Origin of the sequence: Mesorhizobium sp. 113-3-3, from assembly GCF_016756495.1 — a bacterium.
Taxonomy (GTDB): domain Bacteria; phylum Pseudomonadota; class Alphaproteobacteria; order Rhizobiales; family Rhizobiaceae; genus Mesorhizobium.
The window spans coordinates 5,938,895-5,965,023 of sequence record NZ_AP023243.1; the positions used below are offsets into that span (position 1 = coordinate 5,938,895).

24 protein-coding genes are annotated in these 26,129 nt (G+C 60.0%); 7 read left to right on the plus strand and 17 right to left on the minus strand.

Annotation, left to right across the window (positions count from 1 at the left end; genetic code table 11):
• Positions 1-19 precede the first annotated feature (19 nt).
• The 6 genes from JG746_RS28860 to JG746_RS28885 all read right to left on the minus strand — a co-directional run bounded on the left by JG746_RS28860 (position 20) and on the right by JG746_RS28885 (position 6,888).
• Positions 20-820: an IclR family transcriptional regulator gene (locus JG746_RS28860; RefSeq protein WP_244730518.1), complete on the minus strand. Its 801-nt coding sequence runs from the start codon at positions 818-820 to the stop codon at positions 20-22.
• Positions 821-880: 60 nt separating this feature from the next.
• Positions 881-2,464 (minus strand): ATP-binding cassette domain-containing protein, encoded by a 1,584-nt coding sequence (locus JG746_RS28865; RefSeq protein ID WP_244730519.1) that lies wholly within the window; start codon positions 2,462-2,464, stop codon positions 881-883.
• Between the two features lies 1 nt (position 2,465).
• Positions 2,466-3,296 (minus strand): ABC transporter permease, encoded by an 831-nt coding sequence (locus JG746_RS28870; RefSeq protein WP_202355820.1) that lies wholly within the window; start codon positions 3,294-3,296, stop codon positions 2,466-2,468.
• Positions 3,297-3,313: 17 nt separating this feature from the next.
• Positions 3,314-4,282, minus strand: a complete 969-nt coding sequence (locus JG746_RS28875; RefSeq protein WP_202355821.1) for an ABC transporter permease — start codon at positions 4,280-4,282, stop codon at positions 3,314-3,316.
• Positions 4,283-4,348: 66 nt separating this feature from the next.
• Positions 4,349-5,929 carry an ABC transporter substrate-binding protein gene (locus tag JG746_RS28880; RefSeq protein WP_202355822.1) on the minus strand — a complete coding sequence of 527 codons (1,581 nt, stop codon included), beginning with the start codon at positions 5,927-5,929 and terminating at the stop codon, positions 4,349-4,351.
• An 80-nt stretch (positions 5,930-6,009) separates the two neighbouring features.
• Positions 6,010-6,888: a dihydrodipicolinate synthase family protein gene (locus JG746_RS28885; RefSeq protein WP_202355823.1), complete on the minus strand. Its 879-nt coding sequence runs from the start codon at positions 6,886-6,888 to the stop codon at positions 6,010-6,012.
• 576 nt (positions 6,889-7,464) lie between these two features.
• Here JG746_RS28885 and JG746_RS28890 point away from each other — a divergent pair.
• From JG746_RS28890 to JG746_RS28905, 4 genes are all read left to right on the plus strand, one after another.
• The gene (locus JG746_RS28890) at positions 7,465-8,241 is read left to right on the plus strand and encodes an amino acid ABC transporter permease (RefSeq protein ID WP_202355824.1); all 777 of its coding nucleotides are present in this window, start codon (positions 7,465-7,467) and stop codon (positions 8,239-8,241) included.
• A gap of 52 nt (positions 8,242-8,293) precedes the next feature.
• Entirely contained in the window at positions 8,294-9,127 is an 834-nt protein-coding gene (locus JG746_RS28895; RefSeq protein ID WP_202355825.1) for an amino acid ABC transporter ATP-binding protein, read from the plus strand.
• A 12-nt stretch (positions 9,128-9,139) separates the two neighbouring features.
• Entirely contained in the window at positions 9,140-10,048 is a 909-nt protein-coding gene (locus JG746_RS28900) for a transporter substrate-binding domain-containing protein (protein WP_202355826.1), read from the plus strand.
• A gap of 66 nt (positions 10,049-10,114) precedes the next feature.
• Positions 10,115-11,416 carry an LLM class flavin-dependent oxidoreductase gene (locus tag JG746_RS28905; RefSeq protein ID WP_202355827.1) on the plus strand — a complete coding sequence of 434 codons (1,302 nt, stop codon included), beginning with the start codon at positions 10,115-10,117 and terminating at the stop codon, positions 11,414-11,416.
• A gap of 70 nt (positions 11,417-11,486) precedes the next feature.
• Here the strand turns inward: JG746_RS28905 and JG746_RS28910 are convergent, their stop codons facing one another.
• Together JG746_RS28910 and JG746_RS28915 are read right to left on the minus strand one after the other, a co-directional pair.
• Positions 11,487-12,077 carry a DUF1349 domain-containing protein gene (locus JG746_RS28910; protein WP_202355828.1) on the minus strand — a complete coding sequence of 197 codons (591 nt, stop codon included), beginning with the start codon at positions 12,075-12,077 and terminating at the stop codon, positions 11,487-11,489.
• A gap of 217 nt (positions 12,078-12,294) precedes the next feature.
• Complete coding sequence (locus tag JG746_RS28915; protein ID WP_244730520.1) at positions 12,295-13,020, minus strand: hypothetical protein; 726 nt, start codon at positions 13,018-13,020, stop codon at positions 12,295-12,297.
• A 370-nt stretch (positions 13,021-13,390) separates the two neighbouring features.
• Here JG746_RS28915 and JG746_RS28920 point away from each other — a divergent pair, with 370 nt between their 5' ends.
• Together JG746_RS28920 and JG746_RS28925 are read left to right on the plus strand one after the other, a co-directional pair.
• The gene (locus JG746_RS28920; RefSeq protein WP_202355829.1) at positions 13,391-15,037 is read left to right on the plus strand and encodes a GMC family oxidoreductase; all 1,647 of its coding nucleotides are present in this window, start codon (positions 13,391-13,393) and stop codon (positions 15,035-15,037) included.
• Positions 15,038-15,126: 89 nt separating this feature from the next.
• A complete protein-coding gene (locus tag JG746_RS28925) occupies positions 15,127-16,311 on the plus strand; it encodes an MFS transporter (protein ID WP_202355830.1) in 1,185 nt (394 codons plus the stop codon).
• 42 nt (positions 16,312-16,353) lie between these two features.
• Here JG746_RS28925 and JG746_RS28930 read toward each other — a convergent pair whose 3' ends face one another.
• The 7 genes from JG746_RS28930 to JG746_RS28960 all read right to left on the minus strand — a co-directional run bounded on the left by JG746_RS28930 (position 16,354) and on the right by JG746_RS28960 (position 23,494).
• The gene (locus tag JG746_RS28930; RefSeq protein WP_446721112.1) at positions 16,354-17,373 is read right to left on the minus strand and encodes a transketolase family protein; all 1,020 of its coding nucleotides are present in this window, start codon (positions 17,371-17,373) and stop codon (positions 16,354-16,356) included.
• A complete protein-coding gene (locus JG746_RS28935; RefSeq protein WP_202359517.1) occupies positions 17,370-18,209 on the minus strand; it encodes a transketolase in 840 nt (279 codons plus the stop codon). The genes JG746_RS28930 and JG746_RS28935 overlap by 4 nt, the downstream gene beginning before the upstream one ends.
• 19 nt (positions 18,210-18,228) lie before the next feature.
• Positions 18,229-18,981 carry an SDR family NAD(P)-dependent oxidoreductase gene (locus JG746_RS28940; RefSeq protein ID WP_202355832.1) on the minus strand — a complete coding sequence of 251 codons (753 nt, stop codon included), beginning with the start codon at positions 18,979-18,981 and terminating at the stop codon, positions 18,229-18,231.
• Between the two features lie 41 nt (positions 18,982-19,022).
• A complete protein-coding gene (locus JG746_RS28945) occupies positions 19,023-19,916 on the minus strand; it encodes an amidohydrolase family protein (protein WP_202355833.1) in 894 nt (297 codons plus the stop codon).
• A gap of 65 nt (positions 19,917-19,981) precedes the next feature.
• Positions 19,982-20,944, minus strand: a complete 963-nt coding sequence (locus tag JG746_RS28950) for a substrate-binding domain-containing protein (RefSeq protein WP_202355834.1) — start codon at positions 20,942-20,944, stop codon at positions 19,982-19,984.
• A 22-nt stretch (positions 20,945-20,966) separates the two neighbouring features.
• Positions 20,967-21,971 carry an ABC transporter permease gene (locus JG746_RS28955; protein ID WP_202355835.1) on the minus strand — a complete coding sequence of 335 codons (1,005 nt, stop codon included), beginning with the start codon at positions 21,969-21,971 and terminating at the stop codon, positions 20,967-20,969.
• Entirely contained in the window at positions 21,968-23,494 is a 1,527-nt protein-coding gene (locus tag JG746_RS28960) for an ATP-binding cassette domain-containing protein (protein WP_202355836.1), read from the minus strand. The genes JG746_RS28955 and JG746_RS28960 overlap by 4 nt, the downstream gene beginning before the upstream one ends.
• Positions 23,495-23,598: 104 nt before the next feature.
• Here JG746_RS28960 and JG746_RS28965 point away from each other — a divergent pair, with 104 nt between their 5' ends.
• Positions 23,599-24,573 carry a LysR substrate-binding domain-containing protein gene (locus JG746_RS28965; RefSeq protein ID WP_202355837.1) on the plus strand — a complete coding sequence of 325 codons (975 nt, stop codon included), beginning with the start codon at positions 23,599-23,601 and terminating at the stop codon, positions 24,571-24,573.
• 473 nt (positions 24,574-25,046) lie between these two features.
• Here the strand turns inward: JG746_RS28965 and JG746_RS37700 are convergent, their stop codons facing one another.
• Both JG746_RS37700 and JG746_RS28970 read right to left on the minus strand, forming a co-directional pair.
• Positions 25,047-25,178, minus strand: a complete 132-nt coding sequence (locus JG746_RS37700) for a hypothetical protein (protein ID WP_274609312.1) — start codon at positions 25,176-25,178, stop codon at positions 25,047-25,049.
• Positions 25,179-25,907: 729 nt separating this feature from the next.
• On the minus strand, positions 25,908-26,129 hold the full coding sequence (locus JG746_RS28970) for a DUF2274 domain-containing protein (RefSeq protein ID WP_202355838.1): 222 nt from the start codon (positions 26,127-26,129) through the stop codon (positions 25,908-25,910).

Sequence of the window (26,129 nt, forward strand, 5' to 3'; positions counted from 1 at the left end):
GATCACTTGCTCTCGATGCTCAGCCGGGAATCTTTCCTTCATATCCCATGGCGTGCGATATCTGATCGGCGATCTCGGCAACGCGCTTGCCAGTCGAGGGGAGATCCTCGTCGGTGACGCGCGCGATCGGCCCGCTGATGCTGATCGCGCCGAGCGGGCGTCCGGCTTCATCGTAAACAGGCGCCCCGATACAGCGACCACCTATCGCAGACTCTTCGTTGTCAACCGCATAGCCGCGCTCCCTAATGAGCGGAAATTCGCCACGCAACTGGTCCAGGGTGACAAGGGTATTTTGAGTGTAGCGGGGCAACCCCGATGCCTTGATGAGCCTGTTGACTTCTTGCGCATCCAGCCACGCGAGGATGGACTTACCCAGCGAGCTGGCGTGCCATGGATTCGTCACGCCTACGGATGCACCCTGACGCAACGTTTGCATAGCCTCGATACAGTCCACGACAATGAGCTCATCGCGCAGCCAGAGAGCGAAGCTGACCGTCTCATTAAACTGCTCGTGCAAGGTCTCGAGATAGGGACGGGCTACCGTTCGTACATCTCTTCGATGGAGGGATTTCTGCCCCAGAATGTAGAGCCCGATGCCCAGAATATAGCGGTTGCCGTTTACCTTGGCGATAAGGCCATGACCGACAAGACTAGAGACATAACGCGACGTGGTTGGCTGGCCTAGCCCGACCTCGCGGGCAATCATGGACAGCGACATCGGCTGGTCCGCCCGTTCGAGAACCCGCAGAACGGCAACCGCCCGATCGACGGCGTCGAAACGGGCACTCTTCGGGTCATCGGTGGCAAGGTCGTTTGGCAAGATCGCTCCGGCGAATCTCCATGACAATCGCCCTCTTGGTGCTCCAAGAAGAGGTTGCCGTCAATTAAGGCGCGGCGCGGCGTCCAGCAACATCTTCGTGTAACGATCCTGTGGCGAATGGAGGACTTCGTTCGTTCGCCCGGCCTCAACGATGTTCCCGTCCTTCATGATGATGATGGACTGTGCAATTTCCGAGACCAGTGGCAGGTTGTGCGTTATGAACAACATCGCAAGGCCATCCTTCTTCAGATCGAGCAGAAGCTCGACGACCGCTGCCTGCACAGACACGTCGAGAGCCGACGTAATCTCATCACAGACCAGAAGCTTCGGTTTCAACGCCAGCGCCCGGGCCACCGCGACGCGCTGGCGCTCGCCTCCAGACAGATCCGAGGGATACAGGTTGACTACTCTTTGCGGCAGTCGAACGCGGTCGAGCAGCGACCGGACCTCCGCGCCGACCCTCGCCTTGTCTGTCATCCCGGTCAGGCGAACGGCGCGTGCGATGCTTTGAGCGATCGATTCCTTGGGGTTGAGCGAGCGGTCAGGGTTCTGGAACACGATCTGCATGGCACTCAGATCAGCCTTGGAACGGCTCGACACGGCGAAGGGCATCGCATGGCCTTCAAACAACAAGGTGCCGGTGGCATTGCCGTGCAAACCCGTCACGCACCGGCCTGTCGTGGTCTTGCCGCTGCCGCTGCCGCCGACCAGCCCCACGCATTCGCCTTTGCCGACGGAGAATGAGATGCCGTGCACGACCTCGACGTGGCCATGAGAGGCGCGCAGGTTCTTCACCTCGAGGACGTTCTGGAATTCAAGAGCGCTGTCGCTCCTGGCATCAGCCGCAGGACCTGGACCATCAGTCACCAGTCGGGGTATGGCGTCGAGGAGCATGCGCGTATAATCGTCGCGCGGCTGCGAAAACACCTGCTCGCGGCCGCCTTGCTCGACAATCCTCCCAGACAGCATGACCGCCACCCGGTCGGCCACGACGTTCACAACCGCAAGGTCGTGGGTTACGTAGACCACGCTGGCATTGCTGGACTTGACCAGCCTGGCGATCAGCTCAAGGATCGTCTGCTGGGTCGAGACATCAAGGCCCGTCGTTGGCTCGTCCATCACGATCACCTGCGGAGACGTCATGAAGGCCATCGCAATGGCGATGCGCTGAAGCTGTCCGCCGCTCAGCTCGAAGGGATAGCGTTTCAAAAACCGTTCATCATCGGGGAGGTCGACGTTGCTCAGGGCCTCGGCCAGCAACGGCTTGAGGCTGGGTCCCGCGTGACCATGCGCGGTAAGAAGTTCAGCCATCTGCTTGCCAATGGACATTCGTGGACTGAAGCTGGTGGTCGGATTTTGCGGTACCAGCGAGACCTTGCCGCCCTGAAAGGCACGCCTCTCGCGCCCCGAAAGCGAGAGGATGTCGGTACCGCCAATCATGATCTTGCCCGACGAAATGCGCATTCCCGGTCGCGCAAAGCCAAGCAAGCTCAGCGCGACAGAGGTCTTGCCCGATCCCGACTCGCCGATGATGGCCAGGACTTCGCCGCGTTTGACGGCTATGGATACGTCGCTGACGATTTCGCGGCCATTGAGATCGTGCATGAAAAGCGATTGCACGACGAGCGGAACTGCTTCGGGCATTTCAAATCTCTTTCGAGCGACCAACCGAGCGCGCAAAGCTGTCGGTCAGCACATTGACGGCAACGGAGAAGACGGCAATCGCTAGCGCCGGCGCGATGGCAATCCATGGCGAGATGGTGATGCCAATTCGGTTTTCGCTGATCATCAGGCCCCAGTCGGCCGCCGGCGGCGGCAGACCCAGGCCTAGATAGCTAAGCGAGGCGTACAGAATGATCGATCCGCAAAGCCGCACACCGAAGTCGGCGAGAACCGGCGTCAGTACGTTGGGAAGGATGTCGAGGAAACAGATCGCCGTCCAGCTTTCGCCGCGGGCAAGGGCCGCCTCCACATACTCGTTCTTGGAGATATCCATCGTAATCAAACGCACGATGCGGAAGATGCGGGGAGAGTGCAGGATAACGATGCCGACTATGACGGTTGGCAGGCTGGGCCCGGTCGAGGCGAGAAGCACCAGGAGGAAGATGGCCGGCGGCAAGGCATAGATGACATCGGAGACTGCGATCAGCAGGACATCGAGAGGCCCTCGCCGCAGCCCGGAATAGATGCCGAGCGGCACGGCCACGATATAGGCCGCGATGGTCGCGCACAGTGCGACCACGAGCACCGTCCTGCCGCCGTAAAGGAAACGGCTGAAAGTGTCGCGGCCGAGGAAATCGGTTCCGAGCCAATGCTCGTGCGTTATGGGCGCGAACGGAGCGCCGACGATTTCATCAAAGGCGTAGGGGCTGAAATAGGGTCCAAGCGTTGCAAGAGCGACGATGGCCACGACCAGGATCAGGGCGATGCGCGCTGCGGGCTTGGCCAGCATAAGGCGCAGGACAGAAGTGGACATGGACCAATCTCCCCGGCTCAGTTCTTCCCGCGCGCGACGCGCAGTCTTGGGTTCAGGAGAAGGATCAGCGCTTCCGACACCAGGTTGATGAGCACGTAGGTGGCGGTGATGATCAGCGTGATGGCGAGCACTGTCGGCATGTCACGGTTGATCACCGCATCTGAAAGCGCGCTGCCGATTCCGGGCAGTTGGAAGACGGATTCCGTGACCACGACCCCACCCGCCAGCCAGGCGGCATTCAAGGCGATCGTCTGAATGGTCGGGGTGATGGTGTTGGGCAGAACGTGCCACATCAAAACCCGCGCGGGACTAATCCCGCGTAGCCGCACCATGTAGATGTACTCGGCGCTCAGCACTTCGAGGGCCACTGCCCGAACCATGCGCACGACCTGTGCGAGTGTCGTGCCGAGCAGCGTCAGCACCGGCAAGATGAAGAGCCTGGATTGGGATGAAAGAGGCAGGCTGTCATTGATCAGCGAAACCGGCGGCAGCCAGCGCAGATAGACCGCGAAAAGCACGATCAGCACGGTGCCAATGACGAACTCGGGCAAGGCAACCGTGACGATGGTCGGGACAGATATCAGGTGATCCGCCAACCTGTCCTTGTAGATCGCCGCGACAATGCCAAGGACGAATGAGAGCGGTATCAGCAGCAGCAGCGAGGTGACCGTCAGCACCATCGTGTTGACGGCCCTTGGCCCGATCGCTTCCCATACCGGCCGGCCAGAGGGAATCGATCGTCCAAAATCCCCAGTGAGGGCGCCTTCGATCCAGCTGAAATACTGCACGACCGCAGGCCGATCCATGCCGAATTCGCGCCTGAGCGCCTCGACCGCCGAGGGGTCGGCCTTCGCTCCGAGTGCAGCACGGGCCGGATCTCCCGGCAGATATTGGGTCGCGGTGAAGACAACGACGGAAACGGCAAACAGCGTGACGAAAGCCAGGACTATTCTCGTCAGCAGAAGCTGCAGCAATGGCTTGTTCAAGGGCTATCACTCTTCAAATGAGAGGAAGCCGCCGTGGCCCTATTGGCGCCACGGCGGCCTTGCTGTTTACGCGAGATAGACACTTTCGAATTGATAGTAGCCGAGGTTTCTCTGGGTGGAGGGAACGATGTTCTTGACCTTGGCGCTGGCCGCGTCGAGGAGATCGCGGAAGCCCCAGATAATATAGGCTCCCTCGTTCCAGAGCACCTTCTGCGCCTCCACGTAATATTCGCGGCGTTTGGGGGCGTCGAATGTGGTTCTCGCCTTGCTGACCCATTTGTCGAACGCGTCGCTGGTCCAATCCGGTTCGTTCCAGTAGGCGCCGCGTGCATAGCCCTGGCCGAATTGGGATTCGAGGGTGTGCTGCCCCCAGTCCGAACTTCCCATCTGGGTCTTCTTGAAGTTCGGGCCGGAATAGTAGCTGTCAGGCGGGACGACCATGAGCTCGATGTTCACGCCGATTTTCTTCGCCTGATTGGCGATGAGGGTGGCCGACGCCTGCATGCCTGGAGCGGCGTCGGACGTGTAGAGCGTGATTGACTGGCTGTTGTCGTAGCCCGCCTGCTTGAGCAGCGATTTGGCCTGATCCGGATCGTACGTTCGTTGCGGGAGTTCGGATGCATAGTCCGGATCGGTGATGCAATGCAGATCGTTGCCGATCCTGCCATAGCCGGATAGCGCATTGTCGAGCAGTTGCTGGCGATCGACCATGAGCCTGAACGCCTGCCGCACCTTCACGTCGGTAAATGGCTTCAGGTTTGTCATCATGAATTGATCGGTCGTGGCGCCGCTTTTGGAGCGTAGGAGCACAAGCGCGGGATTCGCTTCAATGAGCCGCGCCAAGCTTCCATCGAGCTGGGCTACAGCGTCGACCTGGCCGGCCACAAGCGCATTCATGCGGGCGGTGGGGTCGTTTATCGCGATGAACTCGACCCCATCCAGATAGGGCTGACCTGCCGTGCGATAATTGTCGCTGCGTGCCAGTGTCACCCGCTGGCCGCGCGACCACGACACGAACTTGAAGGGTCCGGTGCCGATCGGCCTTTCGAAGTCGGTCGTGCCGTCCTTGATGAGGAACATCACCTTGCTGCCCAGCACCTGCGGCAGGAGGGCATAAGGCTGCTTCAGCTCGATTTCGACGGTGCTGGCGTCCAATGCGCGCACGCCCTTCGGTTCCAGAAGCGGAGCCAGGTTGGGGTATGCATCGGCTTTGTTGTCGGGATTGAGGATGTACTGGATGGTGTAGGCTACATCCTTGGCGGTGAAGGGGGCGCCGTCGTGCCACACCACACCTTTCTTGAGCTTGATCTTCCAGATGTTGCCTTCAGTGTTGTGGGTGAAGTCATCGGCCAGCTTGTTGTACAGATTGCCGTCCTTATCGAAGTCCGTGAGCCGATCGAAGATCGACTGGGCGACAGCGAAATCCATATCGCCGGTCGAGATGAAAGGGTTGAGCGACGACTTCGCGCCGGCCGCTCCAAGGCCGACCCGGAGGGTCCCTCCCCGTTTCGGTTCGTCGGCAAGGGCCGGGCGAAGCCCGACCCCCGCAAGCACCATGCCCGTGCCCATCAACAATCCCGTTTTCAATAGATCGCGGCGGCCGATAAGCGTCGGATCAGCGTAAGGGCGATTGATGTCCTTGCTCATTTCAACATTCCCTCTGTTTTGATTGTTTTATTTGCCTGTTTTAGTCGACGAACGGACGGGCAGTTGCAGCCGATCCCGGCTCAGGTAAGCAGCCCGGCATGCTTGAGAGCCTTGAGGATGTTGTCCTGATCCTCCTTCGCCAGGTTGCCATTCGGCAGGCGCGGTTCACCCACTTTGCGGCCCTGGGCATTGATCGCGAACTTGATGCGGGCGGGAAAATTGACCCCCTTGGTCATTTCGCGGGCGAGCGGTGCGATCTTGTCCGTAAGCCGGCGGCCGAGCGCGTAGTCGCCCGCCGCATGCGCGGCATGAATCTCGACATATTGCTTCGGGATGACGCTGTTGATGCCCGAAATCGAGGCCTTTGCCCCGAACAGGAAGCTCGCAATGTTCACGCTGTCGGCACCCGCGGCGATGACAACCCGGTCTCCAACGGTCTGGACCAGCTCGGTCACGGGCTCCAGCGCCACTTCCTTCAGGCAGATGACCTCGGGCAGCGTGGCAATGCGCTGCATGACGGCCGGCGGGTTGAAGAAATGATTGTAGTAGATGATGGGAAGCGAGGTCGCCACCCCGACATCCTGGATGAACTTGTCCAGCCCATCTCCCGACGGAGTATTGTAGATCGGCGGTCCAAGCATGAGGGCGCAGGCGCCGTTCTGCTTGGCGATTTGACCACGCTTTATCGCGTCGCGGGTAGTCGTCGTGATTATCCCGGCGATGACGCGCAGCTTGCTGCTGGTTGTTGCCACGCCCACCAGGATCCCGAGTTCTTCGGCGGAAAGTTCATCGCCTGAACCGGTGCTACCGCCGACCACGGCGAGGTTGATGCCCGCGCTCTCCATGAACTTCAGTTCGTCCTTGAACAGCTCAAGGTCCAGATCACCATCGGGTTTGAAGGTCGAAACGAGCGGCGGGATGATCCCCTTGATCTCGTCTTTTTGAAGCACAGTCGTCATCGCCATTCCTTATTTCACTCAGTGAAAGTAACTATTACTGAATGAACATCTCGTGAAGCGCTTCGCTTGTCAAGAGCGTTTTGCACAACGGGCTAGAACGACGTTTCCCCGGTCGGCGGAAAGAGGCCTGGGATTCCGTCCATCGACGCGGATCGCGGGTACTTTGTTCCATGGAAGGAGCTGGAGCTTGCTCAACGACGATACGCGCAGTCGATTGACTTCGTTGCCTCAGCGCGCGCCAAGGGCAGACTTGAAAGCTCGCCGATCATTGTGCAATTCGAATTAGGGGCCGGCGAGTCTTGCACCCGTGCTGCCGAGGATAGAGGGCGAGTCCTTACCGCCTTGGATGTCCCAACCTTCGGAGATTGGCGCATCCTGTGCGCCATTTCGCTTCGATTGTTTGTCGGTTGCGATATGGCAGCCACAAACGAGGATAGATAATTATACAAAATCTATAGACAAACAGGCATCCTCAATATGGTAGTCGATACGCCGGAGCCAAGGATAGCAGCCAGCACCTCCTGGCCCGTCGGCCTCATAGCCGCGGCTATAATCACGATCATAGGGCTTCAGGCCATGTTGACCGTGATGACCAGTCCACAAATGCAGTGGCCGGTCATCGCACAATACGTCTTTGCACCCATAATCGTCATTGGGGTTGCGACCACGATAGTGATCACATTTGGGGCATGGCTAATTGGCCTTTGCGGCGGCCTTCTGATCGTTTTCCTGCGATCCTCCCGCATTCGCCTCTTACGCATAATTTCAGTATCTTATGTCTCAATATTGAGATCTATCCCACCTTTGGTGCAGATACTATTTTGGTATAATCTTGCTACATTTATTCCGACGATCAGCCTTGGAATGCCAAGGTGGAATCTCGGCTTTTCGATCCCCACAAATACACTTCTTCCTCCTCTTGCCGCCTGCCTGATCGCACTGGGGCTTAATCAGGCAGCCTACATGAGCGAAATCATCCGAAGTGGGCTGCTTGGCGTTCAGGCCGGTCAAAAGGAAGCAGCAAGGGCCCTGGGCATGACGAATGCCAAGTCCTTCAGACGTGTCGTGGCGCCTCAAGCCATTCGAATTGTACTGCCCTCGATTGGCAACGATGCCGTCAGTTTGATGAAAGCTACCTCGTTGGTCTCGGTCGTCGGCGTGGGCGATTTGATGACACGCGCACAGAGCATCTACTCGGTTAACTACCAGGTCATTCCGCTGCTGATGGTCGCCAGCCTTTGGTACTTGGCGCTTACGACCATCATGGTCGGCTTGCAATTCTGGTTGGAAACCAAACTCTCCAGAGGCTTCAGGCCCGTAGACGAGAAGCGCAGCCTGCCCAGGTCCCAATAGCTGTGGCACCTAACCGCCTTGCACACGCTCTCGAACTCTTTTCGAGGATTTCATGACCAAGACCGACTCGCATCGAGACCGCCCACAGGCGGGCGCCAGTGCTCTTGTCAGATTGCACAATGTCTCCAAGAGCTACGGTGGCCGAAAGATTCTGGATGGGATCACGCTGAATGTGCGGGAAGGAGAGACACGCTGCATTATCGGCCCTTCTGGATCGGGCAAAAGCACACTCCTTCGCTGCATCAATGCCCTGACAGACTTCGATGAGGGATCAATTTTCGTAGCTGAGCGCAGAGTCGGATATAGCCAGGCGCGGCTCAAAAACACACTTCGCCCTTGGAGCGAAGCCGAGGCTTCCGCATTTCGCAGCGGAATCGGTTTTGTCTCTCAAAGCATCAATTTGTTCCAGCACCGGACAATCCTCGACAATGTCGCGGAGGGACCGATTCACGTTCTTTCAATCCCCCGCGCCGAGGCTCGCAGCCGAGCTGAAGCCTTGCTCGCATCGGTCGGTCTCTCCGACAAGATCAATGACTATCCAGTGCAGCTCTCGGGGGGAGAGCAGCAGCGCGCCGCGATCGCCAGGGCCTTGGCGATGAAGCCACGCATAATGCTCTTCGACGAGCCAACAAGCGCCCTCGATCCCGAACTCGTCGACGAAGTCCTCGCCGTGATGAGGGCCCTTTCGCAATCGGGCATGACGATGCTCGTGGTTACCCACGAAATGCAGTTTGCCGAGCAGGCCGGTGACACGGTGACCGTGATGGATGCCGGAAAGATAGCCGAGGAAGGACCCGTTCAAGAGGTCTTTTCGCGACCTCAAAGCCTCAGGGCGATCTCGCTCCTGAAGAGAAAATCACTGCAAGCGTCATTCATATCAACTTGAAAGGAAAGCAGCATGACTTCTAGGAAAATCTCGTCCGCTATCATGACATCGATGATCGGAGTGCTGGCCTGGGGAAGCTTCAGTGCGACTGCGATGGCCGATGACGCGGAGCGGCAAGCGGCCCAGAAGCTGCTGCCGGCGCAATACCGCGACGCCGGCGTTTTGAAAGTTGCCGCTTCAGTCGTCTACCCACCGCATTCGTATCTCAAGGAAGGCACAACCGAATGGACCGGATATGAAATCGATCTGTTCAACGCCATCGCGGCTGTCCTCGATGTCAAGGTTGAATACGTCCAGGCGCCTTTTCAGCAGTTGGTAGCGGGCGTCGCGTCTGGCCGATCCGACGTCGCCCTCGGAGATCTTGGTGATAACGACCTGCGCCAGGAAAAGGTCGACTTCATCGACCATAGCCAGATCACTTTCCAGCTTTCGGTTCCAGCGGGCAATCCCGAGCACATCAAGACCGTTTTCGATCTTTGCGGCCGGGAGCTGGGCACCGTGCAGGGAACGACTGACGTTGTAAAAAAGGCCCTTGAAAAATGCGAGTCCAAGGGCTTTCCAGCACCTAAATTCATAGCCTTTCCGGACGAAACGTCCCGATATCAGGCCCAGCAGTCGGGTCGTATCCCGCAGACAAGTGACCAGCAGACCGATACCGCGCGTTACTTCAAGAAGAACGGCATCTTCAAGGAACTTGACTACGTCGCGGCTCCGGAGTTCGGCAATCTATACATCGGCTACATCGTCAATAAGGGAAATGCCGGACTGTCGAATGCTCTTCTCGCTGGTCTCGAAGTGCTCATCCGCGACGGGACTTATGCAAAGATCCTCGCCAAGTGGGATGCGAGCGATAACGCGCTCAAAAATGCCGGGATCAACATAGGGAGTGAGGCCACGAACTGGAAGCAGCCTCGCGTTTAGGAGGAAGCGCATCCACCCGCGCGACCGCTTGTCAAAGATATCCATCCGTGAGCAAGGAGACTGCCTGTGATCAAACTTGGCGTCATCGTCGATTCAGGATCACATGTCGCCGCATGGCGTCATCCTGATGTGCCAGCAGACGCGGCCTGGAGCTTTGATCACGTGCTCAACGTGACGCGGACTGCAGAGGCCGGACTATTCGATATGGTGTTCTTCGCCGACGCGCTTGCTGCCGAGCATGTCGGCGACGACCGCACTGCCGGGTTCTCGGAGCCTGCCAAGCACCTCGAACCCCTGCTTTTGCTGGCAGCTTTGGCCGTGAGCACGAGAAAGATCGGCCTCGTGTCAACGGCAACAACTACTTACTATCAGCCCTTTCATCTCGCCCGCTACTTCGCAACGCTGGATCATATAAGTGGCGGACGAGCAGGATGGAATCTCGTCACGTCCCTAAATCTTGGAGAAGCCGTAAACTTTGGTCTCCATGAGCACCCTAGCCGGGAGGAGCGTTATCTACGTGCCCGAGAATTTTTCGGCGTCGTCCGGGACCTGTGGGGCAGTTGGGATGCGGATGCATTTGTCTACGACAAACAGAGCGGATCGTTTTACGACAAACAGAAGTTCCGGCGCATTGACCACCAAGGGGCATTCTTCAATGTGGCCGGTCCGTTGAACGTTCCTCGTTCGCCCCAAGGCAGACCCGTCGTCACCCAGGCAGGCTCGTCCGCGGCAGGCATGAGCCTCGGCGCCGAAACAGCCGATGTCATCTTCACCGCGCAGGTCGAGCTAGGAGCCGCTGTTGAATTCGCCACGGACATCAGGAAGATGGCGGCGGGTTTCGGCCGAGACCCCGCTTCGGTTAAGATCATGCCCGGTATTGTCCCGTTCGTCGCCGCCAGCAAGGAAGAAGCTCGACGCAAGCTCGACCGTCTGGACGACCTGGTGGACCCCTCTTTTGGGACGGCAATTCTATCGGAACTACTCGGCGGGACAGACCTGTCGGGCCACGATGTCGACGGCCCCTTGCCGCCTCTGCCCGCCAGCAACGCCAGCGTGGGCCGTCAATCGCTTTTTGTAAGGCAGGCGCAAGAACAGGCGCTGACGATACGGGATCTCTACAAAAAAGCATGCGTCGCCAATGGCCATCGCCTGCTGTTCGGCACCGCATCGGAAATCGCAGATGAACTGATCTGCTGGCATCGCGCAGGTGCCGCGGACGGCTTCGTGCTGATCCCTGCCTGGCTGCCAGGCGGCCTTCAGGACTTTGTTGCGGAAGTGGTCCCGATACTGCAGGAGCGCGGCTATTTCCGCCTCGCTTATGAGGGAAACACTTTGCGGGCAAACCTCGGGCTCGAGGTTCCCAACTGATATCTAAGGAATACCGCCGGGCCGTCGCAAAAATGAACGGCCCGGCTTTCGCCAATCAGTGCAGGCTTAGCTATTGTCCGTTGCGCAGATCACCGATCTTGCCGACTGAAAGTTTGATGTCCGAGAAAACAGCGGTCGTCCCCTCGCCCGTGGGTGATTGAACCCCCATGCCGATACGGATGGGTCGCCTCGCAATGCCAGGCAGCGTGAACCAGCGCAGGAAGTTCCAATATTTGCCGTCCGCTGAAAAATGGAGGGCGATTGCTTCTCCGTCGCTATAGGCGCGCAACCAGACATGGTCGCCGGGAAAGGCCGGGCCGTCAGAATCGTCTGATGTGGTGCGCGTGACCACGCTGACGATGGTCGGCTTGCGCGCGGCTGAGAACTCGAAGGCGATCTTCGCCCAGTTGTCGCCATCGCATTCGATGAAGAGAGCGCCACCGTCATAAGGCGACGCGAATTCGACAGAGACCTTTGCAGAAAGTGCGAAATGCTGGTCTTCGATCTCACGCACCAGTCGCGTGACATTTGCCATACGGCTGTTGCCGCTTGGGGCGAAGAACCAATCGGTCTTTCCATTGACACGAAGCCGCACCACGCCGTCCTGGATGGTCGCCGTGCCATTGTCGGTGCCCTCAACGAGCAAGCTGTCGAGTTTCATCAGTACTTCCTTTCACGTTACAAGATTGCGTGCCGTTTGGTCATGCCCGGTTCTCAAAGGCCGAGCGCCAGCGACCGGCGCCGGGCGCAATCCCAAGCCCTTCGATCCGCTCTGAAGCAGGATTGTAAGCCTTTGGATAACCGATGGAGATATGGCTGACTGTGGTCGCAACGGCGTTTTGCAAGAAAGGCTCGCGGGGCCATGGCCGTGACAGCTGTTATGGATGGAGTTCGATCGCCAGCCAGACCGAGTCGGTATCCGCGTAGTAGCGATGCCAAGGGTAGGTCCACTGGTTCTTGCCGGTAACCCGACAAAACGGATCATGCGAGTAACCGACAGGCATGACCACGTCTTCGTAAATCGTGGCTTCGTCGCGCAGTCGAAACTTTTGCATGCGGCCACTGCCATGGATCTGGGTATGCGTTTCCAGGAACGGGTGCTCGTTGTGGATGAAGCAGTCCGTGTCTCCCGGTGACCACCACAGGTTCAGCTTGAGCGTGAACGTCTGCGGCGATCCTGGGGCGGCACGCTCATTGGTGAAGACCAGCGGGTCGGTCGACACCGTGCCGATCTCGTCCTGCGACGAAATGAACAGCGGCGTATCGCGCGGGAAGCTTTTGATGCGATTGCCCAGCCAATCCCAACCGCGAAACATGCAGCCGCCAAGATTGGTGGCTTTTCGCACCTTCAGGATAGCCGCGCGCTCCGCGGACTTGATTTGCCCGCCCTTCAGCCATGTCGATTTCCAGGCAGGCACGATTGCCGGATGCTCGTCCCCGGTGATCATGGCGCTGGGGCTGATGTTCACAACGACGGCGTCTTCGACGGCATAGTCGCGGACATCTTCCACGAGTTTGGCCAAGATGAAGTCGTCGGCAAACGAAAGGTCTCTCGTTTGGTTGGGCACGGGTTTGTCGTCCATCCTGAGGGTGACTTTCGCCATACCAGACCATAACGCGGCAGCTGAAAGAAGTGCGCGTCATGACGATTCTTGTCGTGACCTGATGCCCTTCATGCGTCGATTCGCGAAGGGCTTTACCCTTCGAGAATGGCTCTGGCGCCATCCGCTTTCCAACTATCGCCCCGGGGCGGTCAAACCTGCCGGGCGTCCTATGCCTGAGCCAAGGCGCGACGCCTCTCTCGGCGCGTCATGTTGCGTCTAAGTTCGCCATCCTGCGAACTTGTCAGTGATGCCCGATGTTTGCCTACTAGCCGCCGACGCCTCGGTATGTCGAGGTTCGCCGGGGTCGATCAAACGTTGAGCGCCGCGCCCTGGCCCTGAAACCGGGGCCGCTGTTTTAGGATCTTGACCCATGACATCGCATGGCTCGGCCCTCTGGGGTATACGTCCGCAGGAAGAAGTGATGCAAACCAATTGCGACTACATCGTCATTGGCGGCGGCTCGACCGGCTGCGTGATTGCCTCGCGGCTTTCTGAAAATCCCGATGCCTCGGTCTTCCTGTTGGAAGAAGGGCCGCGCGACTTCAATCCTTACATCCATATTCCGGGCGCCTACTACAAGACTGCTCAAGGTTCACTCCTGAAACGAATTGCCTGGGAACCGACCTCAAGCCAATCGCGAACCGAGCAGCCGACCATGGTCCAGGCCAGGGTGCTGGGCGGCGGTAGTTCAGTCAACGCAATGATCTATATCCGCGGCGCTCCGTCCGACTATGCGCGGTGGGAGGCGCTCGGCGCAGATGGCTGGAACTACGCTGAGGTACTGCCCTTCTTTCTGCGTTCCGAAGACAACAACCGGTTCTGCAATCAGGCTCACGCCGTGGGCGGACCGCTAGGCGTTTCCGATATCGACCACATCCATCCCCTCACCCGCGCCTGGCTGCAGGCCTGTCAGCAGGCTGGACTGCCCTATAATCCGGATTTCAATTCGGGCGACCAAGCGGGCTGCGGTCTTTACCAGATCACCGCCAAAAACAAGCGACGCAGCAGTGCTGCAACAGCCTTCATCAAACCCGCCCGCCGCAGACCCAACCTCCAGATTCGAACCGGTTCCACGGTCACCCGCATAATCGTCGAGAAGGGGCGTGCCGTTGGTGTGGAGTACGTCGCAAAAGGCCGCAAATGGGTGCTTATGGCCAATCGCGAAGTCATCCTGTCGGCCGGTGCGATTGCCTCGCCGAAATTGCTGATGTTGTCCGGAATCGGCCCCGCCGGGGCCTTACACGAACATGGCATTCCTGTTGTTGCCGACTTGCCGGGCGTCGGGCAGAACCTCCAGGACCATATCGAGATATCTCTCGTCTACCAGTTGAACGGCCCCCACAGCTACGACAAATACAAGAAGCCGCACTGGAAGGCCGCTGCCGGTCTCAACTACCTCCTGTTCCGCGATGGGCCCGCTTCGTCGAACCTTATCGAAGGCGGTGCGTTTTGGTGGGGCAATACAAGCGAGGACATCCCGGACGTGCAATACTTCATGGTCGTGGGCGCCGGCATCGAGGAAGGCGTAGACGCCGTCCCGGGCGGGAATGGTTGCACCATCAATCTTGGGCAGATCAGGCCGCGATCTCGAGGGGAAGTGACGCTGAGAAGTGCCGACCCCTACGAAAATCCACGCGTTGCGCCGCGATATTTTTCCGACACGTACGATCTCGATGCGGTGGTTGAAGGAACGATGGGGGCGTTCGATATCATGGAGCAGCCGGCCATCCGTCGCTACATCGCGTCAAGGCAGGTCCCGTCCGCCGGCACAGCGACGCCGCTGCAGGTGAGAAAGTTCTGCCAAGAGGTCGCGCACCCGGCGCTGCATCCCGCCGGCACCTGCCGAATGGGCAAGGACGGCATGGCAGTCGTCGATCCCGAGCTTCGCGTCCACGGTGTAGAAGGTCTTCGCGTGGCCGACGCATCGGTGATGCCAACCCTTATATCCGGCAACCCCAACGCTGTGTGCATCATGATCGGCGAGAGGACCGCCGACTTTATCCAGCACGGCAAATAGGAACGCTCCTCAGCCTTGAGTATCAACCTCACGCGCTCGCCAGCCTGCAAGCCGGATGATGATGAAAAGCAGACCGGAGTCCTACGACAGTGAACGATGTCTCGACGATATCCCAGGGCATCCGACGCAGCCGCTTCTTTTGCAGCCTTTTCTTCCTCGGCGGCGGCCTCGGGATCGGGGCCTGGGCTTCGTCCCTTCCAGTCCTCAGCATTCAAATGAACCTGGATAAAGGGCAACTCGGGCTGGTCCTGATCTGCTTTGCTCTCGGCGCCATCTCGATGATGACCAATATAGGCCGCTTGGCAGCGATTGTTCCAAGCAGTGTCCTGAGCTTACTGGGATCCATCACCTTTGGCGCCACCCTGATAGCCCTCCCATATGTCGGTGGCGTCTGGCCGCTGGCGGCGATCGTGTTCCTTGCGGGAGCCGGATTTGGTACGCTCGACGTTTCGATGAATATCGATGCCTCGGCACTGGAGCGCCGCATGCGGCGGCAGGTGATGTCGTCGTTCCATGCCGTATTCAGTTTTGGGAGCTTGGCCGGCGCGTTCGCGGTCGGTCAAATACTGTCCCATGGTGGCGCTTTGAGCGTATGCCTTGGCGTCACGGGGGCTGGTGTGGCGGCCATCGCGCTTGTCGCTTGGGCGGGGTGGAACAATGCAGCCCGGTTGGACGGTTCTGCTGACGCGATAGAGGCGACGGACGGCAAGTTCGATAGCGCATTGACGAACCATCTCTACCTGCTGGGAGGCCTCGCATTTCTGGGGATGCTCGCCGAGGGCGGGATGATGGATTGGAGCGCTATTTACATCGTGACGCAATCCGGCGGAGCAGAAAGCACAGGCGCCTATGGCTTCGCGGCATTTGCGACCATGATGGCAACCGGCCGTCTGTTCGGTGACGTCATCGCCAACAGGATCGGGCAGATGGCAATGTTGAGCTACTGCGCAATGATTTGCGCCGGTTCAGTGCTTGTACTTATCTTGATGGGCGGCAATCTTCCCGTTGTCCTGGTTGCGCTCACGGTCTGCGGTCTCGGCCTTGCCAACGTCGTGCCGACCCTTTTTGCGGCAGCGGGCCGAGCGGGAGGCGCATCGGCCGCTCGCGCAATGTCTATCGTGACAACGATGGGGTACGCTGGATTGCTCCTTGGGCCTGGTTTGCTCGGCCTGATCGCTCATGTCTCGTCGCTGGCCGTCAGTTTCTGCGTCATCCTGCTGGCGTTCATCGCCATCTCGGTTTCAGCACGCTCGGTGCGGCGCGCGAAGGCTTGATCGACGCGAAACGCGGCGAGTCCGTCAGACAGCGGATTTTCATTACAACCAGGCGCGCACACGCCGCGCGATCTCGGCCGTTGATATCCCATATCGATCGTGGAGTGTCGGCAGTGCGCCCGCGTCGAGGAACTCGTCCGGCAAGCCTACCTGCCGGAAGACCGGGTACACGCCTTCGCGCATGAGAAGTGCGGCAACGCCTTCGCCGAGCCCACCGATGATGGTGTGGTTTTCAGCAACGACCACCAGCCTCCCGGGCTTGCGCGCGGCTGACAGTATTGCTTCCGTATCGAGCGGCTTGATCGTCGGAACGTGCAGGACCGCACAGCCGATCCGGTCTGCCTCCATCGCCTTTGCCGCCTCCAGGGCACGCATGGTCATCAGACCGCTGGAAATGAACAGCACGTCCTCACCTTCGCGCAGCAGCCGCGCCTTTCCGATCTCGAACCTGTAGTCGTATTCGTCGAGCACGACCGGAACCTTGCCGCGCAGCAACCGCATGTAGACGGGTCCCTTATGGTCCGCGATAGCTTCGGTGGCCTGCTCGATGTCAAGTGCGTCGCAAGGATCTATGATGGTCAGGTTCGGCAAGCCGCGAAAGATGGCGATGTCCTCCGTGGCCTGATGGCTGGGACCATATCCCGTGGTCAACCCCGGCAGCGCGCACACAATCTTCACATCGAGATTCTCCTCGGCGATCGCCATGCAGATGAAATCATAGGCGCGGCGCGAGGCGAAGACGGCATAGGTTGTAGCGAAGGGCTTGAAGCCTTCTCGCGCCAGGCCGGCGGCCGCACTCATCAGCACCTGCTCCGCCATGCCCATCTGATAGAAGCGGTCCGGATGCTGCTGCGCGAAGACATGGAGATCGGTGTATTTACCGAGGTCGGCCGTCAGCCCGACAATCTCCGATCTGAGATGCGCCAGGCGAGCCAATGTATGACCGAACGGAGCATTGCGCGTAGGGATGCCATCCGGCGCGATCGAGGCGATCATCGCGGATGTTGTCTTGCGCGCCTCTTCGTCGACGGCGACGCGCGGCTCGAATTTTGACAACCTCACAGCGGATGCCCCTTTTCCAGAGCCTCGAGCGCCAGTGCCCATTCGTGGGGCTCGACACGAATGAAATGCGTTACCTCGCGGGATTCCAGGAACGGCACGCCCTTCGCCATACGTGTGTCGCAGACGATGATACGCGGACGCGGCCCTTTAAGTGAGCGCGCGCGGTCGAACGCTACGCGCACCGCATCGATATCGTTGCCGTCTACGCGCTGTGCATGCCAACCGAACGCCTCGAATTTGTCGGTCACCGGCTCGGAGGACAGCATGGCCGTCGACGGACCGTCGGCCTGCTGATTGTTGAAATCGACGATGGCGATGAGATTGTCGAGGCTGTGGTGGGCTGCCGACATTGCCGCCTCCCAGGTCGAACCCTCTCCAAGTTCACCGTCGGACAAGAGATTGTAGACCAAGCTGTCGCTCCGCTTGCGTTTCAGCCCCAGGCACATGCCTACGGCAATGCCGAGGCCGTGGCCGAGTGATCCGCCGGTGATTTCCATACCGGGCGTGTATGCCGCCATGCCCGACATCGGCATGCGGCTGTCATCGGTGCCATATGTTTCGAGCTCTTCTTCAGGCAGCACGCCCGCTTCAATCAATGCGGCGTAGAGCGCTATCGCATAATGGCCGATGGACAGCAGGAAGCGGTCGCGTTTCTCCCACAGAGTGTCCTCCGGTCGGTAGCGCAAGGCATGGAAGTAGGCGACGGCAAGCACGTCGGCCACTCCCAGCGCCTGCCCGACATAGCCCTGGCCCTGGACTTGCCCCATGCGCACGGCATGCCTGCGGATGCGATAGGCGCGTTCAGCAAGGCCTACATTGCTGCCGGCTCGAGGCATCTCGGTTTCAGATGCCGCATCAACCATGGATCAGCATCCCGCCATTCACATCGATCACCGCGCCGGTGATATAGCTGGCCAGGTCCGATGCCAGGAACAGATAGGCTCCGGCGACGTCGCGCGCGACGCCAAGCCGGCTCAGCGGGATTCCCTTGATGATGTCGGCGCGCATGGCCTCGGTCAGCTTATCGCCGGTGATGTCGGTCTGGATCAGGCCGGGTGTCACGCAGTTGATGCGGATGCCGTCAGGTCCGAATTCGCGTGCCATGGCCTTGGCGAGCCCGAGCACACCCGCCTTGGCGGCTGAATAATGCGGGCCGCCGAAGATGCCGCCGCCGCGTTGCGCGGAAACCGACGACATGCAGATGATCGAGCCGCCGCCATTTTCACGCATATGCGGGATGAAGGCCTGGCTGAGATAGAGCACGCCGCGCAGATTGACATCGAGGATGCGGTCCCAGTCGACCGGGCCGATTTCCAGTGTCTTTACGGGCTGCGTGATCCCGGCAATGTTGCACAACACCTCGACCCTTCCGAACGCTTCGGTCACTTCTGCCGCAGCCCTCTTGCAGGCATCGAGGTCGACGACATTGCAGGCGAGGCCGATGTGCTTGGGTCCAAGCGACGCCGCGGCGTCACGGGCCTGTTCCTCATCAAGGTCAAGAATTGCAATGCGCGCGCCTTGCTCCGCCATCAGCGTTGCCGTGGAGAGGCCAATTCCCCGGGGGCTCGCGGCACCCGAAATCACCACGGCCTTGCCCTTCAGCAACATTTCAAAGTCTCCTGCTGTTTCCAATTGTTTCGGCGGATGATCTAGAGCCGGTAGTAGCGAGCGGCGTTGTCATGGAACAACGCAAGCCGCTCCTCGTGCGGGTAGTTTCTTGTGATCTCCTTGAAGGTGTTCACGACCGCGTCGAAGCTCGAGAAGAGCTTGTCTACCGGAAAGTTCGTCGCGAACATGCTGCGGTTGACCCCGAAGGCCGCGATCGCTTCCTCGACATAGGGACGGATCGAGGCCGTGGTCCAGGACCAGTCGCCCATACCCAGACCTGAGATCTTGCAGGCGACGTTCGGCGCTTGCGCCAATCGGTGCATGCCCTTTTTCCAAGCATTGAAATGCTTAGGCCCGTCGACCTGCATGCCGGTGTGATTGAGAACGATCTGGACGTCAGGAAAGTCGTGCGCGAGCTGGAGAAACTCTTCCATCTGCCAATAATAGAGCTGCAAGTCGAAGCTTAGCCGGCGCTTCGCCAGTTCCTTGAAGCCACGCCGCCATTCTGGCGTCCGGCTGACCTCGGGCCGCGCCTGATAGGTCTTGGCGGGGTCTGCATGATAGTTCATCGACTGCCGGATACCCCGAAAGTTCGGATACTCCATGTGCCGGTCGAGGAGGTCGCCGACATCGGGTTTGGACAGGTCGGCGTAGCCGACAATGCCATGCGGAAAGCCCCGCTTGTCGGCGATCTCCTGCAGCCAGCGGGTCTCACCGACCGGATCGCTAGGATCGAACCCAACGTCGAGGTGCACGGATTTCACCAGGTTCTGATTTCTGGCATCGTCCAGATAGTCGTCGAGGAGATAGCTCTTGCGGATTGCCTCGTAGTTACCGAAGGCCGCCGGCTTCACCCCGTCGGTCAGCCATGGATAGTAGTGGGTCTCCAGGTCCCAAAGGTGATGGTGCGGATCGATGAACGGCAGCTCGGCCACGGATCGGGTTCCTTGCTCGGGTGGTGGACCCGCCTGCCTGTGCCGGCGGGTCCGTTCGGTGACGGTCAGTTGCTTGGCGGGAAGACGCGGGCGATGACCTTCTTGGCCTCGGCGCTGTCGACCTTGTCGGCGGTGACGAGCGGCATGACCAGCGCCAGGTCCTGGGTCACCTTCGCGCCCGTCAGCGCATTGTAGACCTGCTGGGTGCCATCGATGCCCTGGCCCACCGCCTCCTGGAAGAAGATGCCCTGGATCGCGCCCTTCTTGAGCAGTGCGATCGTGGTCGGCGAGCCGTCGGCGACGGTGATGCCGATCTTGCCGGTCAGGCCGCGGGTTTCGACCACCTTGGCGGCGCCGGTGCCGGCTTCATCATACATGCCGTAGATGGCCTTGACGTCGGGATTGGCGGTCAAAAGGTCGTTTGCCTGGGTGACGGCCTCGTTGATCGTCAGGCCGCGCGTCTCCAGCATCTGGACGAGGTCACATCCGTCGGCGGCAAAAGCCTCCTTGGCGCCCTTGAGATATTTTTGCGCATTCTCGCGATCTTGCGGCAGCGACAGCATTCCCACCTTGTTGCCGCCGCGCTCCTTGGCGAGCTCGCAGGTGAATCTGCCTTGCGCCTTGCCGGTCTCGTAATTGTTCGCGGTGACCGCGGATGTGTAGTTGGTCAGGCCCGGCTGCGGCCCGATGCCGGCGAAGGCGATCGGCACCTTCTGCTTTTCCAGATAGTCGAGCAGCGGCGGTGTCGACGTCGAGCTGACCGGGCCGATCACGATGGCCGCGACGCCCTTGGTCACCGCGGTCCGTGCATTGTCCATCTGCTTGGCCGGCGAGTTCTCCGACGTGTACTCGACATAGTCCATGCCGAGCTCCTTGGCCTTCTGCTTCACGCCGAAGCCGACCCATTGCCAGTAGGAGATGTCCAGCGACGGGGCGATGTAGGCGACGGTCTTCCTGTCCTCGGCGTGAGACGTGCTGGCCAAGGCGGTCGCCGCCAGTGCTGCAAGTAGTATGGTCTTCAACTTCATCTTGGTTCCTCCCTTTGATGATCTAGAGTCTGCTCTTGTTGCTGAAGCGGTCGATCAGCACCGCAAGCAGGATTGCGGCGCCGGTGACGGAGCCTTGCCAGAAGCTGTTCACCCCGACGAGGTTCACGCCGTTCTGGATGCAGGTGATCATCAGTGCGCCGAGCACCGCACCGATCGCGCTGCCCGTTCCGCCAAAGAGGCTGGCCCCACCGATGACGACGGCGGCGATCGCCTGCAGCATCAGGCTGGCGCCTGCCGTGGCCTCGGCGTTGAGGATGTAGCTGACGGTCAATAGCCCGGCGAAAGAGGCAAGCAGGCTCGAAGCGACATAGGCCGCGAACTTGATGCGAAGCACCGGGATGCCGAGCAGCCGGGCGGCGATCGCCGACGAGCCGACGGCGTAGAACCAGCGCCCGAGCACGACCTTGCGCAGCACATATTCCAGCACGACCATCAGGATGACGCAGAACAGCAGATGGTTCGGGATGCCGGGAACCATCTCGCCGGAATTCAGCAGCCAGAAATCCGGTGCGCCGATCGGCATCGAGCGACCGTTGGTAACGATGAAGGCCAGGCTGCCCGCCACCGCGTAGGTGATGAGCGTGACGACGAAAGGGGCGAGCCTGACGACTGTGACGAGAAATCCGTTGATCGCTCCGAAAACCAGCCCGACGGCGAGGCCGGCAAGGCTGGCGGTAAGACCGTCCGCGCCATTGGCCATTGCCAGCGCCGTCACCATTCCGGTCAGCGAGAACACCGAGCCGACCGAAAGATCGATGCCGCCGGTGACCACGACCAGGAAGACGCCGAGCGACATGATGATGAGCGGCGCCGCTGCCTGGATGATGTTCTGGACGTTGCCCATGCTGAGTGCCGCGGGCACGAACATGCCGACGGCCAGCAGCAGCACGACGATCGCTCCGGCGATCGCGGCCTCCGTGCGGTAGACCAGGAGAATTCCCGGAGCGCGCGTCTTGGTGCTGCGGACCTTGCCGGTCGTTGCGGCGCCGTTGGTTGCGTCGGTCATGCTGCCATCCCCGTCAGTTCGGCGAGCCCGTCTTCGGTGTAGTGGTCTTCCGGCAGGAATCCCTTTGGCCGCCCATCGGTGTCGAAGGCAAAGATGGCATCGCACAGTTCGAGCAGTTCGACGTTCTCGGTCGACCACCAGACGATGATCGCGCCGGCGTCCGCCATCTCGCGGATCAGTGCGTAGATGTCGTGCTTGGTACCGATGTCGACGCCACGCGTCGGCTCTTCCAGCACCACCATACGCAGCGGCAGCCCGAGCCAGCGCGCCACGATGAGCTTCTGCTGGTTGCCGCCCGACAGCGAGGCAGGCAGGTCCCAGATCGAGCCGGCCTTCAATTTCAGCGCCGAAACGAGATCGCTGCATTCCTGTCTTTCGGCGCCGCTGACGATCCGTCGCCTGTCGCGGACCCTACGCGCGGCAAGCACGTTGTCGACGATCGGAAGCTGCGAGAGGATGCCTTTCGTTGCACGGTCACCCGAGACGAAGCCGATGCCGGCGCGCGCCGCCGCCGCCGGGGATGGGAAGCTTTCGCCAAACCCGTCGCCGGCGAGGCGCCAGCCGGCGCCCCTGCCGGCACCGACAAGGGGAGCGATCAGGCCCGTCGGACCCGCCGGTGCACCAGCCAGGCCAAGGATAGTCCCCGGCCAAACTTCCATCCTGGCATCGTCCGGCCCGAGGAATTCAATCGGGGTGCCGTGGGGGACCTGCCCCTGCAATCTGTGCCGGGATCCCGAACGTTGCGCTGGCTGTCCCATCTGCTGAACGATCTGGGCGTCGCTCAGCAAGGCAATCGAGGTCGCATTCGCAACCGTGACGCCATCGCGCAGAATGGTGCAGACATCGCAGAGTTCGCGGATTTCCCGCATCCGGTGCGAAACAAAGACGATGCCGATGCCCTCCTCATGCGCCAGCCGCCTGAGCACCGAGAAAAGCTTGGCCGTCTCGCCGGCGGTCAGATTGGCGGTGGGCTCGTCGAGAAGCAGCACCTCGGCGCCTGTCGAAAGCGCGCGGGCGATCTCGACGATCTGCCCTTCATGCAGGGACAATTTGCGCGCCGGCAGATCGACGATCTCTTCGCCGATCTCCGGATCGATCAGGCGCAGCGCATGGATGGCAATCTCGCGCATGTGGCGCTGGCTGCTGCGCGAGAAACCGGACCTTGCATGCACGATCCCGATGTTCTCGGCGACCGACAGTTCGGACAGCAGCGCCAATTCCTGATGCACCACCGCGATGATCGGGCCGGCATTGCCGGCCTTGGTGGAAGCCAAACGGATGTCGCCGCCATCGCGGGACGTGAGACCGGTGATGATGCGGATAAGGGTGCTTTTGCCGGCGCCGTTGCCGCCCAGGAGCGCGTGGATTTCACCAGCCCGGACCTGAAAGCTCACGCCCCGCAGGACATGGGTTGCACCATAGCTCTTCTCGACATTGGAAGCCTCGATCAGAAGCTTGTCGGTGAATACCTGTCCGGCCGCCGGCACAGTGCCGCCGCCGCCCAGGTTCTGGGCCGGTTCCATCCTGCATCTCCTCCCGAGATCGCAGGAATGATGCGGCCGATTGACATTCGGCTCAATTCTCGATTCTTAACATTTTGTGTAGCTGAGCTTAACTGACGAAGACGATGTCCGACATCAAATTCAATTCGATGACGCATTTCGAGGCGGTCGCACGGCTCGGCGGCGTCGCCAAGGCGGCGCAGGAATTGCAGGTGACGCCTTCGGCCGTCAGCCAGCAGTTGCGCTTGCTCGAGCAGCAGCTCGGCGTGCGCCTCTTCCAGCGCGAAAAACGCCATCTCTCGCTGACGATCGACGGCGAACGGCTTTTTCAAACCACCACACAGGCTTTCGAGTCTATACGCGAGGTGCGAAACGCCATCGTGCGGCAGCGCGAGAGCTTTCAGCTCAGCATCCGTGTCAGTCCGTCTTTCGGCGAGAAATGGCTGGCACCTCGATTGGCCGAATTCAGCAGGGACTATCCCAGCTGGAATTTGCGAGTCGATGCGACACCCAATTTCTCCGACTTCGAAACGGAGGTCATCGATCTCGACCTTCGTTACGGTGACGGCGGTTGGGCCGGCCTTTATTCGGATTGCGTCGTCAACGACCTGATCCTGCCCATGTGCTCGCCGTCCTATCTTGCCGAACTCCGCGCGCTCTCCTCCGATCCCCGCGAGCAGCTTCGCCAAGCGAGACTGATCGACAGCGTGAAATCTTATTTCCGTTGGGACTACTGGCTGCCGCGCAACGGTATCCAGGGCGCCCGTATGACCTACCCCTATCGTTTCGACCGCTCGTCGATGTCGGTTCAGTTGGCTAAGGATGGGGCGGGAGTGGTCCTGGAAAGCACATCCATCGCATTCGAGGATCTGTTGTCAGGTGTTCTGGTGCCGGTCTCGACCGAGTTCGACGTCATAGAGTTTCCGGGCTATTGGCTGGTCTGTCCTTCGCGGCATATGAACCGGCGCGCGGTTCGCCTGTATTCGGAATGGGTGTCACGAGTCGGCAAGCGCGATACCGACCTGGCACGCCAGTTTCTGGCGGAGAAGCAACTGCGAATTTCGTTCGAACGACGCCCGCATTTCGGCACATCCGCCTAATACGACCAGAGACGGCGAGAGCACAAAGCTGTCTGGCCTCATTCTGTGACACAAACCCACTAGTCTAGCGCCTTGTCTCGCGTCAATGTGCGGTGACTTAGGCATCCAATGGTTCAGGTATTCGCAAGTCTGGGCGACAACACAAGGACGGCCTAACAATTCTCACGAGTCATATTAGCCCATGAGGATCTGAATCCGCGGCTATTTCTGGCGACCGGAGAACGTCAGGTCGATTGTGTGGTCGTGCGACTTGACGAGCTTCCTTGAGCTCTCTGCTTTCGGCACTGTCATGCTTCGACATCTCCTGCTTGCCTATCGCCCCGAACAAGTCGTCGGTGTGCCTCGCCATATTCCCGGCCCAGTCGTTTGACGACATCGGCAGCAGGCTCGAAGCTAGTTGCGGCGCCGATGCCCTGACCCGCACCCCAGATGTCTCTCCACACCTTTCTCGCAGTGCCCCCCTCGCAGCTGACCTACGGAATCGTCTGCAGGAGATTTTCCGGATCGAGGCCTGCGTTCCAGATCGACGACTTGAGGTAGTTAGCGCTTATCCCGGAGACGAGAGGCGCATAGACGATGTCGTCGGCGGTTCCGTTGACGACCATCTACTTGTGTCCGAGGGTCGCGTTGGCTTCCTGTGTCGCGATGAACGCCGAGCCGACATACGTAAGGTCGGCGCCTAGCGCTTTGGCTGCAATTATCGCCCGTCCCGTCGCAATCGTGCCCGACAGCGCCAGCGGGCCTGCGAACCATGACCGTGGCTCCTGCACCAGCGCAAAGGCGCGATGGTGCCCGCATGCCGCCTGTGCCTGCAGCGACCGGACCGACAGCGCCTTGCGAAGGGGCGTTGTATAGATTTCGCAACTCATGCCCCAAGGGCGGCAAATTCCTCATCATCGGCGGCCTGATACCCCGCGCAACGGATCCGGGGAGGTTGTTCGCATTGGCATTTTCGGTATCGACAACCGTAGTGCTTTTCTTGCAAGCGATGCGTAATTGCTCGTGCGACGGTGTTGCAGGGACGAGCAGTCGCGCACCGAGGTCGGCGATACCTCGGGCGGTGACATACTGCTCAAGGTAGATGGGCATCAGCAGCATCGGCAACCAGAGTGTGAGGCATCTGCCGGCAATGCTGTTGCTGTCGTTGGAGATGCATATGCTTGCTGACGCCAAAATGCTGTCGATGTCGGCCGCCGCCCATATCGCCATCTTGATGCGCCTGCCCCGGGACCGGCTCCTAAGTCAGCCCCTGTCGTCGAATCGGCCGCCGGGTTCGAAAGGGTCCGCTCGGCCAGCTTGGCGTGCAGTTGCCGCCAGCATGAAAAAACTCAAATCTAAGCCTCTTCCTTCTTTGCTTTGGCAAAGCCGCGATCGGCTGCGATAAACCGCTCAAGCATCGGCACGATCAGGCGCGTTGGATTGGCAGATGACTGCCCGGTCTCGCGCCCAAGGATTTCTGCGTATTTCACCAAATCGCGATGCAGAGGCGCTGGCAGCTCGACCGTGATCTTGACAGGCTTGTCGTCGGCGATCGTTGCGAGTTTCAATTTGGCCAT